This is a genomic window from Nostoc sp. CHAB 5836 (assembly GCF_020829445.1).
Taxonomy (GTDB): domain Bacteria; phylum Cyanobacteriota; class Cyanobacteriia; order Cyanobacteriales; family Nostocaceae; genus Nostoc.
On sequence record NZ_JAIVFV010000035.1, the window covers coordinates 18,601 to 30,476 of the forward strand.

The following is an 11,876-nucleotide window of genomic DNA, read 5'->3' on the forward strand; positions in this document are numbered from 1 at the left end:
GTTAAATTGCCTCCCCACGAGTTGAACGGATGACTCTACCCTTTGAGAAGTCAAATCCAGCAGCCCGTAAAGCGTGCCAGAGATGCCCTTGAAGAAAGAAGAAACCTAGCCAGAAGTGAGCATTCGCCAGCCAAACGCGAGAGGATAATAAATCTCCACTCTGGAAGTAGGGGAAGCGGTCAAACCCAATACTCAGGGCTGGGCCATAAAATTCGGGTGGGTAAGCTAGTGTGTTGACTGAGACAAAATAGGCAGCAATTAAACCCATGAGAGCTAAAGCACCCAAGCTGTAAGAAAGGTATGCTTCTCCTGACCAGATAAAAAGCTGCTTTGCCCAGCCGAAAGGTTGAGTAGTAATGTGCCAGATACCGCCTCCAATGCAGAGAATGCTGACCCAAATGTGACCACCAACCAAGTCTTCTAGGTTATTAACTCCAGCAATCCAGTGTTTGCCACCGCCGCCAAATAAGTAGCCAAAAATTACGGCGGAGTTCCAGGTGGGGCTAGAAACTACGCGCACTTCACCCACCGTAGAATCGTACAAGCCGCCAAAGAACATAGCTTTGGCAACTAGTAAACCGGCTCCCAGACCCAGCAATACTAGGTGAATACCCAGAATAGTGGTCATTTTATTAGCATCTTCCCAGCGATAGCCAAAGAAGGAGAATCTCTCTTCTAAGATGGCGGGGCCACGTAGGGCATGAAAGATGCCACCAAGTCCCAGGAAGGCGGAGCTAATTAGGTGCAATACTCCAATGACGAAGTAAGGATAGGTATCTACTATCTGTCCACCACTTCCTACACCCCAGCCGAGGGTTGCTAAATGAGGCAATAGAATCAACCCCTGTTCGTACATTGGTTGCGCTTGGTTAAAGTGGGCAAGTTCAAAAAGGGTCGTTGCACCAGCCCAGAGAACAATTAACCCTGCATGAGCAACGTGAGCGCCCAAAAGTCGCCCTGAAAGGTTGGTTAACCGGGCGTTCCCTGCCCACCAGGGAATCGACTCCGGTGTTTGAACAGCCATCCTTGTCATGACGTTACCTCCTGAGAAAGTTTTGAAATACCTGAAATTGATTGTTGACTTAATGAATATCTATCTCAATAAGTCTGAAGATATACTATCAGACTTATTGAAAAAATTTATCAGTTAATCTAAGTAAATTTTTGTAAATAATTTCAGAAAACAAACCAAAAAGACTGACGGCGGGTTCCTTCCACTCCAACAAGGATGGGCTGCCAACTTCTTTTAAGTGGGTTACGATATCCTCACACAATATTCCGAATAATTACTCGTTACAAAAAACACATCAGTATACAAAGCTAGAGAAGGTAAATTTTTTGTGCATTTATGAAATTAATCCAAATACTAAAGGTAGCCGTAATTCCTGTTTTGACAGTATTAAGCTTGCTGTCTGCATCAAATAAAGTACTAGCTGACTATTTAAATAGTCAGGGTTCAGGAGGTGATTACCGCTATGAATTATGGTCTACCGATGATAATAATTATTACTATTTGAAAGTTTGGCTGTATGAAGCAAGTCGAGAAAGTGACCCGGACTCCACGACTAGAGCATTTCCTTCTAGTAGGGAAGCTTTAATTTATTTTGATTGTAATTACGCTAAGAAAAATTTACCAGAATGTTCTCAATGATAATTTGAAACCCCTCTTAGCATAATTCGTAATTGCTAATTCGTAGTTCGTAATTAAAGAATTCAATTACGAATTACGAATTACGAATTACACCTCGGCTGGTTGATATTCTTGTTGTCTTTCCACAAAAGTTTGGACACGGGTGCGGTAGTTTCTCACAGTCTCATCTACCCATTCGCGATCGTTGCTATTTGCATACAAATGCACCAGTGGTTCGCTGGCATCTGGTAAAACTAACAGCCAACTGTCATCGTAGGGTTGACAAATTTTCACTCCATCAATCAGTTCTAGGTTTTGGGCTGGGTGAGTTTCGACTAGGTAACGCATCAAAGCACCCTTAGCTGTCCACGGGCAACGGACTGTATAAGTTTTGTGAATTACACGGGGTAATTCCGATCGCGCAGCAGCAAGCGATCGCTCCTGTATGGTTAACATCTCAATTATCTTCGCAATGCAGAACATGGAATCAAATCCCGGATGCAGTTGCGGGAAAATAAAACCAGTCTCTCCACTACCTCCCAATACCACGTTTGGATTTTTTTGACAAGCCTCCATTAAAGCTGTAGGGTTAGCTTTAGTGCGAATCACTCTACCATCATGACGACGAGCAACTTGTTCAATAGCACTAGAAGCATGAACTGGCACTACTACCGTTCCTCTAGGGTTAGCAGTTAATATCATGTCTACCATCAGCGCTGTTAAAGTTTCCCCACGAATTGGGTAGCCTGATTCATCAACTAAAATTAGTTGTTCCCCATTAGCGGATACTTGCACACCAAAGTTAGCTTTTAATGCCTCCACTACATGACCTAACTGAGTCAGCAGTCCTTCGCGGTTAGTGATTGACATCGCCGTTTTATTGACACTGGCATTCAATACAACTGCATCAGCACCAAACTTATCTAACATTTGGGGTAAAACTGCCCCCGATACTGCATAAACATAGTCAATCACCACTTTTGCCCGACTGTTGCGGAGTGTATGAACGTGCAAAAGTTTTTCAAAAGCAGTACAGTAGCGATCCATGACTTGGCTAGGATAAGATACATCACCAATTTCATGAATTAGCGCCCGCCGCATATCTTCCTTAAAGTAAGCCCCTTCAATTTTCTTTTCCAGGGCTTTGGAGATATTAATGCCCTTAGTATCCATGAATTCAATCAAAATGTAGTCAGGGCGATCGGGGTGTACCCGCACATGGATACCACCAGCTACCGACATTGTGGGTATAACCGTGCGGGCGATGGGGATAGCAGTAGCATCGAGGTTTTGAATATCAATACCTACTGACATTAAACCAGCAATCAGCGATCGCGTCACCATCCGAGAGACATTACGCTGGTCACGGGAAACCGTTACCTTAGAACCAGGTTTTAAGGTAGAACCGTAAGCAGCTCCCAATTTGACTGCGAATTCTGGAGTGATGTCGATATTAGCTAATCCTTGTACACCACGTTGCCCAAATAAATTTCGTTGGGCGGTGTTCCCCCAAATCAAGTTAATGTTTAAAACTGCCCCTGACTCAATCTTTTTACTGGGCCAAACGCGCACGCCAGGGCTAATTTGGGCTTCTTCTCCTACCGTGGAAAGCGAACCGACAACAGCAGCTTCTAATACTTGAGCGCGGCGGTCTACACGAGTACCACGGGAAATCACGCAGGCAGAAAGATGTGCTTCATCGCCAATAAATGCCCCATTCCACACTATGGGACGTTTGAGATTAGCATCAGCACCGATAGTAACATTATCACCAATTACGGTTCCTGCCTCAATTTGTACTCTTGCGCCGATGCGGCAATTATCACCAATTACTGCTGGGGTTTCAATCACAGCCGTCTGGTCGATGTAAGTATTTTGGCCTACCCACAACTCATGAGAAACTTCTTTGTAGGCAAAATCTAGTTGCACTTTCCGATCTAAAGCGTCATACTGAGCTTCGCGATAGGCATCTAAGTGACCAACATCACACCAGTAACCCTGAGCAATGTAACCATACATTAGCTCATCTTTTGCTAATAGTAAGGGGAATAAATCTTTAGAAAAGTCGCATTCAACGTTTGCTGGCAGATATTCCAAAACTTCTGGTTCGAGAATGTAAGTGCCAGTGTTGACAGTATCTGAAAAAATTTCACTACTAGAGGGTTTTTCTAAAAATCGCCGAATTCGTCCTTCTTCATCGGTAATCACCACCCCAAATTCAATTGGGTTAGGAACCCTGGTTAAAATCAAAGTAGCTTTTGACTTTTTTTGTTTGTGAAATGCGATCGCTGCCGTCAGGTCGAAATCTGTTATGCTATCACCGCTAATGACTAAAAAAGTTTCATCAAGAAGTTCGGCAATGTTTTTCACACAGCCTGCTGTACCTAAAGGCTGATCTTCTTCCACGGCATAGGTCATCTGGACACCAAAATCGCTGCCATCCTGAAAGTAGTCTCGCAAGACATCAGGTAAATAATGCAATGTCGCAATAACTTCGGTAATTTGATGTCGTTTGAGGAGATTGATAATATGTTCGGCAATTGGTCGATTAAGGATCGGCACCATCGGTTTGGGCAGATCGCAAGTTAACGGGCGAAGCCGCGTTCCCGAACCCCCCGCCATCAGTACTGCACGCATAAATCCTCCTTAGCTATTTACAGCCTTCGCTGCTTGAAAACTTGTCAGATATATTTTCTTCTTCTTCTTTCTCTAGTCTCCTATGGATATCGATATTTGAGGAACTTCCCAGAGGCAGGCTGCGAGGGAGAGGTTCATCGAACTCACGTTAATAAGAGTTTCAGAGAGTTATTGCGTAAGTCCTAAATCTTTAGTCTTCAGTAGACTTTAGCTAAAAGCCAAAGAACTTTAGTTCCAGGCGGGTGAAGAAGCCAAAATTTCAGCTAGAAATAGCTTAAATACTTAATTCTGCTGACAATGATAAAGTTCATATTCGTAGCCATCTACCCTTGGCAAAGATTTAGTATCAGATATAACGCACGTTTTGACAGCTTCTGCTACCGGAGTGTGAAAGTTTACCAGCCACAAGTCAAAAGGCCGTGGTAATTTCTTTAAAGTATATTCTAGAGCGATAGTCGAAGTATTCGGGTCTTTATCTTGATGGGCAAGGAGAAACAGAGGTTTTTGGGGTGAATTAGCAACTTTAAATTCCCTAGCTACCCCCATCATTTCCCCAGTGTGTACATAAGTTTTGTGGGTAGTGGCAATCAGTACTGGCACTGGTGATATTTGTTGGATTAGTTGCACAAATAGGTCAGGACGATAATATTTTTGATAGCCGAGATTGCAGAAGACTGTAACTGCACTGAAGAATCCCATTAACCAAATTAAGATCACGGCTTTTTTGCCGTTTATGCCCCATTTGCCTATGCTTTTTATTTCCTTGGGAGGATGCCAACACACTGCCAGACTTGCTCCTAGTAAAACAATGATCGCCGGAAAGTAAACAAAGTTATAGCGGGCCCCTCTGGTGAGATCGATTCCGAAAAAGTACGTAAAGATAAAGAATAAAGCGATCGCACTGATCACAACTCCCATAAACACTTGAATCATCATCCGGCTTTCTGGTTGCTGTAGTTGAATCTTGATGCCACGCAGCAAAATTGGTACTGCCCAAATAAAGAAAATCAACATCACCACTCCCGAAGGAATTACAAGCAATAGCTGTGAAGACTCAACTGGTAACAGGCAAATCATTGCAATCAATGTTCCTAAAGCTTGAAAAATTGGACTTAACCAATCTAGTCCGACACGGGAACCCTGAATCCATTCGGTCAAATTACTACGATTTCGATTCTCTAAAAAGATTGGTAGCCAAATTAAACTCGCCACAAAAGTACCTGTGGCAACGGCATAGATGCGCCGCCAGGGAGGAGAGAAGAAGAGAGAAAATTTGCTGTTAGTCTGCAATTGAAGCCAAGCAAGAAAAATCAAAACTACAGCTTCTGTGCAGAGAGTGAGGGTGAAAAAGTAATGAGTCGCAACACCTAAAGCATTAATTTCTAACCATAAAAATGCAATCCATATAGGTAAAGGTGTGCGGTTTTGAATATGACGTGTGGCAATTACTAAGCAGGTGAGGGAAGCAGTTACCCATAAGGCAGCCAAACTGTAATGGCGTGCTTCTTGTGCTAAAAATACGCCATAGGGTGATATTGCCATCATCGCAGCAGCCAAGTGTCCCACCAATGGAGAACGAAACGCTACTTTGCCTAATACGTAAATACACGGAATAGAGGCAGCGCCGATGAGCGCTGGTAGCGATCGCGCCGCAAACAGCGATACTAATCCTCCGTCGCTGGGAAATAATTTCATCCACAGGTAAGCTAGTGCAAAATACAGTGGTGGATGAGTATCTTGTGTAACTAAGTTATGAACCACATCACCAATACTATTACCTGGGTTTGGTTGCAGTGGTTGCAATAGAATATCAGCTGCGATCGCTTGATCTAGGGGTACTGCTAAAAAAGTATTCCCCAAGCTAAATACCAAGGTAGAAAACTCATCAGTCCAAGGAGGCTTTGCAGTTAAGTTGGCGAAGCGTAAGCTGATGCCGATGATCAACCAAATCAAGTTTAGCAAGGGGTGAAGCCAGGAAGAAGGCAGGTAAGCCTGCCAATTATACCAATCCTTGTGTTGTGAGCCAAAGTTTGTATCTGCCAGAGGTAGGAAATGGATAGCAGATGCAGGTAGCAATGAGATAATTTTTCTGTAAAAATAAAATACACCTTGGAAAAAAACTCTCATTGCCGAGCCTCAGACGAATGGATTTATAGATTTGACGTTTGAGATTTAAGTTCGTTCTAAAGTTTAAAAACAAAAATCAAAATCTCAAATCCCTCGTTGTGACTATTTAACATCGGTGACGCGCCAGCTAAGTTTGAAATTCATCCAGAAATTCCAGATGGTAGCAATTGCGATCGCAATCAAGTTAGCAATATAACGGTTAGGAATAATAAAATTGAATACCAAATTTAATATCAGTACATTCAATAGGAGTCCAGCAAGGCAAATGGCGTTGAATTTCAAAAACCGCTTCAGGCGTTGATGCCATTCTTGCTGTCTGGTGCTGACATCAGCAAACGTCCAAGCGTCATTCCAGAAGAAATTATTTAAAATCGCAATCTCACCGGCAATAATTTTGCTGGGTATCAGTAGCCAAGCTAAGGTACTCGGATCACTGAGCAAGTAAAGCACTGCCATATCCACAAATACCCCACTAAAGCCAACCAATCCAAAGCGGAGGAATCGACCAATGGGGAAATTGACTTTTTTACTCAATCGTCCTACTCTGCCTGTGGAAAGCCGCAACCGCACTAAGTGGTGGATGTAATCTATATATTGCTTCCATGTAACTTTACTCTCACCCCGTTTACGTTCGCAAAACACATACCCAACCTCAGCAAGTTGGTCTACCTTTCCCCGCCCGATTACTTCTAAGAGAATTTTATATCCGACTGGATTGAGTGTTGCACCTGCGATCGCACTCCGGCGCACCAGAAAATAACCACTCATGGGGTCGGAAACTCTGCCCAGTACCCCCGGTAAGATCACCAAGCCTAACATCTGAGCGCCACGAGACAAGAAACGCCTCACAATACTCCACCTACTAACACCACCTCCATCGAGATGACGGCTGGCTACTGCCAAATCTGCTCCTTCCTCAACACTACGCAACAATTGCATCAGCACCTCTGGCGGATGCTGCAAATCTCCATCAATCACCCCCAACACACTCCCACTTGCTGCTTGCCACCCACGAATTACTGCTGAAGACAGCCCCCGTTCCCGTTGGCGTCGCATCACCCGCAACTGAGGGTATTTTGCCGTCAAGGATTGTGCTATTTCCCAAGTTCGGTCTGGGCTATCATCGTCTACCACAATCAGTTCGTAGTGTCCTGGAATAGATTCATCCAATAATTGACTTAATATACGGACTACATTATTAATATTGTCACGCTCTTTATAAGTAGGAATTATTAGAGAAAGATGGGTAGATTTACTACTTGTGCCGACACGCTTAGGGGGCAAATCTGAAATTTTTAGTGGGCCAGTTGGTACTGTTAATAGGGAGTTAGATGAGTTGATCTTCATAATTTCATCTTACAGAACGACTATGTGTAATAACTGAGGAAAATAAAGCCAAATATTTCCTGGCTTTATTGACTGAACCTAGTTACTCAAAACTTGAATAATACTTTTATTACAGTTAGCTGTTCTGGGAGTTTAGTAATTGCCATACTTCGATTCATAGTATTTTCCCAAGTTTTATCTAAACTTTACATTTAATCACCTATTAGTATGTTATTATGTGGTTAGGCATACCTTTTTCTCCAAATATACTCTATCATTAAGTTAGCTGTGATTTAGCGCAAGTGTTGTTAAAGTTACCCGTGCAGGTGATATTAATAGCCTCCCATGATCTACATAGGTTGGGAGCATCCCAAATGTGCAAAAACCTTGATAGCCCTAACCCCGAATCCCATGTTTGGGATTCGGGTAACTAAAATTATGTCTCCCCTCTGCCAAGATGGGGGTGAGGGAAAAGATTTAAGCTTGCATTGGGATGCTCCCAATAGAATGCGATCGCACAACTAAAACCCTATGCAACAAATCGACTCAGCCATAATTAGCCAATTAAGATAAGGATGTCGGCATTTTTAAGGTGTGAACCAATTTAACCAACCTTGCCAGCTTTGTACGATCGCGGCAAATTCTGTATAACCATCTGCTTTTGGGTGAGCGCCGTCATTGGCTTTTGCTTCTGCTAGCCAAATTGGCGACTTTAGCAAACTGGAAAAGACATCAAGATATGGAACATCTAGTTGATCGCAAACCAATGCGAATTCCTGTGAAAGATTGGCAAGAATGTGATTATCACCACAGGGTGGTGGACTAACCATCAAGATCGGATAGAGTTGCTTTGCTTGGCTTAAGATATTGCGAGCATTTGCGATCGACTCTGACAGTTCGATTCCTTGCTGTTTACCCGCCCATCCTGAATCGTTTGCCCCAAAGGAAAACACTACTCGACCATCGTATTCTCTTGGGAGACGATAGGAGACTTCCGAGTACCAACGTTGTTTGAGATACCGACTTGTCTCAGCCCGCACCCCCAAATTGTAATGGGTGATAGCGTATCCTCTTGACTCAGCATTGCGGCACACTCTACCTGTCCAACCCAGAAACTCTGGATCACCTGTGCCATTGACAAAGGATTCACCAATAAAACAAATTCTGATTTCTTTACGAAAATCTGACATAAATTAACTTAATTTTGGCGAATAAGTAAGTTGGCAAAAATAAACCAAACTATATTATGAAACGTAAATACACCTTAAACCCTTATATAATGACGAAGGACGAAGGACGAAGGACAAATGACAAATGACAAATGACAAATGACAAATGACAAATGACAAATGACAAATGACAAATGACAAATGACAGCCTTAGCTAGTTAGCTTTATTTGCGTCGCTCTACTTAAGTTCGATTTTTACTTAGGAAGAAGCATTATGCTCATGATTCTACTTTCCATCTCACGAAGACATTAATAATATTTAGCAGAGGGTAACGCACCACAAGCTTAGAGGTCGAATCAATGCTACTTTCATTCCAAACAGCACTGATACCAAATAACAAGCAAGAGACGTTATTTCGTAAAGCTTCTGGTGTAGCGCGTCATGCTTATAATTGGGCAAACGCAACTATACAGAATGTCTTAGAAATTCGTAAAGACGATAAATCTGTTAAGATTCCCTCAGCAATTGATTTACATAAAAAGTTAGTTGCTGAAATAAAATCTCAACACGATGTTCCTAATTGCGTGATTTCAAGACAAGCTAACAGATGGTTTATCGCTATCAAATACGAAACAGAACAACCAACTGTTTTCAGCGATAGACCTACTGTTGGCGTTGATATCGGCATTAAAGAATTAGCTGTTTGTAGTGATGGTAAAGTGTTTTCTAACCCCAAAGCTTATCGCCGTATGAGTAAACGTTTAAAGCGTTCTCAACGTCGTGTAAGCAAAAAAGTTAAAGGTTCTAAAAATCGCAGTAAAGCAGTTAGAAAACTTGCCAAAATTCATGCCAAAGTATCAAATATTCGTCAAGATGCAATTCACAAACTAACTCATCACCTCCCCAAAAACCACAGCGAAGTTAGAATTGAGGATTTGCATGTTAAGGCATTCTTGAAAAACCATAAATTAGCAGGTGCGATTGCTGATTGTGGTATGTACGAATTTCAACGGCAATTAGAATACAAAACTGAAAAATTCCAAAGCAAGTTAATCCTAGTAGATAGGTTTTTCCCAAGCTCTCAGATTTGCTCTAACTGCGGCAATCATCGTCATAAAATGCCATTAAAGAACCGCGTTTACATTTGTCCTGATTGTGGTCACACAGAAGACAGAGACTTAAACGCGGCGAAAAATATTGAGCGATGGTTTGAGGGAATTTTTATTCCGAGTCGTTCAGACTTGGCGGTGAGTTCCACCGTGTCAGCCTGCGGAGTAGACAAACCTCTCAAGAGTCATCTTGAGACTACGATGAATCAGGAAGTAAACATCAAAACTGCTCATGTCCAGTTAAGTCTAGACCTGGGTAGTTTTGGGTAAGTTTTACAGAACGGAAATCCACACCGCCTTTCGCTCAACGATGACTTTCGCTCATTTGTTAGACTGAACACACCAGGATTTTTCAGTCAAATCTCTGAACTACGCCAGCAGACGAGGCTACTCATGCTTACAAGTACGCTACTTCTCTCGAATCAACTTCCCACCCTTCAATATTCCTCCACACCAGAGCGTTTCGATGAAACCTGGGAAGCCCCTCTGGCTACCCTGCTGGGACTAGGACGCGCCGCAGGCGCTGACTTCATTGAATTATTTTTAGAGCGTCGCAACTATATTAGTTGTCTTGCAGAAGACGACTCCATCACTAGTATTTCACCCAGTTTGTCTACAGGGGCGGGAGTCAGAGTATTTCGCGGTAAAGCTGACTGCTACGTTAGCACCAATGACCTTTCTTTTTCCGGTTTGAAAGCAGCCTTAGAAAAAGGTCTTTCTATCTTAGGATTGCAACTACCCACTCCTAAAGCTTTCATTCCAGAAATCAATCTAGAATTACTGAGAGATTACGCCACCAAAAGAGGTAAAGATGCATGGCTACCAGTCTGTAGTTCCATCCGAGAAATGGGAGAAGTTCTCCTTGATGGTACTGCCCACCTGAAGCAAAAAGCTAGCCACATCCAATCGCGCCGTGCTACCTATTTCCGGGATTGGCAAGAAGTTTTAGTCGCCGCCAGTGACGGTACTTTTGCCCGTGATATTCGCCTCACCCAGTCAGTGGGATTTAACCTGTTGTGTGCTGATGGTAGTAATCGTACCTCAATTAGCGATCGCGCAGGTAACACTAGCGATGCCAACTTCTTGAGAACTTGGGATTCTCAACAAGCTGCTGAGAAAATAGCTGAATCTGCTGGAAAAATGCTCTATGCAGATTATGTGGAATCGGGTACTTACCCCATCATTATGGCCAACCACTTTGGCGGCGTAATCTTCCACGAAGCTTGCGGACACCTCCTAGAAACCACTCAAATTGAACGCAATACCTCTCCCTTTGCTAACAAAAAAGGCGAAAAAATTGCCCACGAAAGTTTGACAGCCTGGGATGAAGGGCGTTCTGAAAATGCCTTCGGGACAATTGATATGGATGACGAAGGTATGCCCGCTCAAAGAACCCTATTAATTGAAAAAGGCGTTCTGAAAAACTTCCTTGCAGATAGAACAGGCTCTACACGCACCGGACACCCCAGAACGGGAAGTGGACGTCGCCAAAATTATACCTTTGCTGCTGCTAGCCGGATGCGTAATACTTATATTGATTCTGGCGAACACACCATTGATGAATTATTTGCCTCTGTTGATAAAGGTATTTACTGTAAAAAGATGGGTGGTGGTAGCGTTGGTGCTACAGGTCAATTTAACTTTAGTGTTGATGAAGCTTATTTGATTGAAAATGGCAAAATCAGTAAACCGTTAAAGGGAGCAATTCTTATCGGTGAAGCCAAGGAAATTATGAACAAAATTTCCATGTGTTCCCAAGATTTGGAAATTGCACCAGGTTTTTGTGGCTCTGTCAGTGGCAGTATTTACACCACAGTAGGACAACCCCATATCAAGGTTGATTCTATTACCGTCGGTGGACGATAATAATTAGTCCA

General features: G+C 42.9%; 9 protein-coding genes and 1 pseudogene. 5 read left to right on the forward strand and 5 right to left on the reverse strand.

Annotated features, from left to right (window positions below):
- Nucleotide 1: 1 nt before the first annotated feature.
- Nucleotides 2-1,024 carry a chlorophyll a/b binding light-harvesting protein gene (locus LC605_RS09850; RefSeq protein WP_229547392.1) on the reverse strand — a complete coding sequence of 341 codons (1,023 nt, stop codon included), beginning with the start codon at nt 1,022-1,024 and terminating at the stop codon, nt 2-4.
- A gap of 324 nt (nt 1,025-1,348) precedes the next feature.
- Between LC605_RS09850 and LC605_RS09855 the strand changes: the two genes are divergently transcribed.
- The gene (locus tag LC605_RS09855; protein WP_229547374.1) at nt 1,349-1,651 is read left to right on the forward strand and encodes a hypothetical protein; all 303 of its coding nucleotides are present in this window, start codon (nt 1,349-1,351) and stop codon (nt 1,649-1,651) included.
- 87 nt (nt 1,652-1,738) lie between these two features.
- Here the strand turns inward: LC605_RS09855 and LC605_RS09860 are convergent, their stop codons facing one another.
- The 3 genes from LC605_RS09860 to LC605_RS09870 form a co-directional block, all read right to left on the reverse strand.
- Entirely contained in the window at nt 1,739-4,267 is a 2,529-nt protein-coding gene (locus tag LC605_RS09860; RefSeq protein WP_229547375.1) for a mannose-1-phosphate guanyltransferase, read from the reverse strand.
- 282 nt (nt 4,268-4,549) lie between these two features.
- Nucleotides 4,550-6,394 (reverse strand): glycosyltransferase, encoded by a 1,845-nt coding sequence (locus tag LC605_RS09865; protein ID WP_229547376.1) that lies wholly within the window; start codon nt 6,392-6,394, stop codon nt 4,550-4,552.
- A gap of 102 nt (nt 6,395-6,496) precedes the next feature.
- Nucleotides 6,497-7,741, reverse strand: coding sequence for a glycosyltransferase (locus LC605_RS09870; RefSeq protein WP_229547377.1), 1,245 nt, complete (start codon nt 7,739-7,741; stop codon nt 6,497-6,499).
- 272 nt (nt 7,742-8,013) lie between these two features.
- Between LC605_RS09870 and LC605_RS09875 the strand changes: the two are divergent.
- Both LC605_RS09875 and LC605_RS09880 read left to right on the forward strand, forming a co-directional pair.
- Nucleotides 8,014-8,085, forward strand: a pseudogene (locus LC605_RS09875) (ABC transporter ATP-binding protein); the annotation flags it as partial.
- Nucleotides 8,066-8,245: a hypothetical protein gene (locus LC605_RS09880; RefSeq protein ID WP_229547378.1), complete on the forward strand. Its 180-nt coding sequence runs from the start codon at nt 8,066-8,068 to the stop codon at nt 8,243-8,245. The pseudogene LC605_RS09875 and the gene LC605_RS09880, both read left to right, overlap by 20 nt.
- Nucleotides 8,246-8,307: 62 nt before the next feature.
- Here LC605_RS09880 and LC605_RS09885 read toward each other — a convergent pair whose 3' ends face one another.
- Nucleotides 8,308-8,910: a GDSL-type esterase/lipase family protein gene (locus tag LC605_RS09885; RefSeq protein ID WP_229547379.1), complete on the reverse strand. Its 603-nt coding sequence runs from the start codon at nt 8,908-8,910 to the stop codon at nt 8,308-8,310.
- Nucleotides 8,911-9,249: 339 nt separating this feature from the next.
- Between LC605_RS09885 and LC605_RS09890 the strand changes: the two genes are divergently transcribed.
- Together LC605_RS09890 and LC605_RS09895 are read left to right on the forward strand one after the other, a co-directional pair.
- Nucleotides 9,250-10,269 (forward strand): transposase, encoded by a 1,020-nt coding sequence (locus LC605_RS09890; RefSeq protein WP_229547380.1) that lies wholly within the window; start codon nt 9,250-9,252, stop codon nt 10,267-10,269.
- 123 nt (nt 10,270-10,392) lie between these two features.
- Nucleotides 10,393-11,865, forward strand: coding sequence for a TldD/PmbA family protein (locus tag LC605_RS09895; protein WP_229547381.1), 1,473 nt, complete (start codon nt 10,393-10,395; stop codon nt 11,863-11,865).
- Nucleotides 11,866-11,876: the final 11 nt, after the last annotated feature.

Bases quoted from the DNA above. Each gene is read 5' to 3' on its own strand.
- LC605_RS09855 (WP_229547374.1), top strand. From the start codon at position 1,349: ATGAAATTAATCCAAATACTAAAGGTAGCCGTAATTCCTGTTTTGACA.
- LC605_RS09860 (WP_229547375.1), bottom strand. From the start codon at position 4,267: ATGCGTGCAGTACTGATGGCGGGGGGTTCGGGAACGCGGCTTCGCCCG.
- LC605_RS09850 (WP_229547392.1), bottom strand. From the start codon at position 1,024: ATGGCTGTTCAAACACCGGAGTCGATTCCCTGGTGGGCAGGGAACGCC.
- LC605_RS09880 (WP_229547378.1), top strand. From the start codon at position 8,066: ATGATCTACATAGGTTGGGAGCATCCCAAATGTGCAAAAACCTTGATA.
- LC605_RS09870 (WP_229547377.1), bottom strand. From the start codon at position 7,741: ATGAAGATCAACTCATCTAACTCCCTATTAACAGTACCAACTGGCCCA.
- LC605_RS09865 (WP_229547376.1), bottom strand. From the start codon at position 6,394: ATGAGAGTTTTTTTCCAAGGTGTATTTTATTTTTACAGAAAAATTATC.
- LC605_RS09890 (WP_229547380.1), top strand. From the start codon at position 9,250: ATGCTACTTTCATTCCAAACAGCACTGATACCAAATAACAAGCAAGAG.
- LC605_RS09885 (WP_229547379.1), bottom strand. From the start codon at position 8,910: ATGTCAGATTTTCGTAAAGAAATCAGAATTTGTTTTATTGGTGAATCC.
- LC605_RS09895 (WP_229547381.1), top strand. From the start codon at position 10,393: ATGCTTACAAGTACGCTACTTCTCTCGAATCAACTTCCCACCCTTCAA.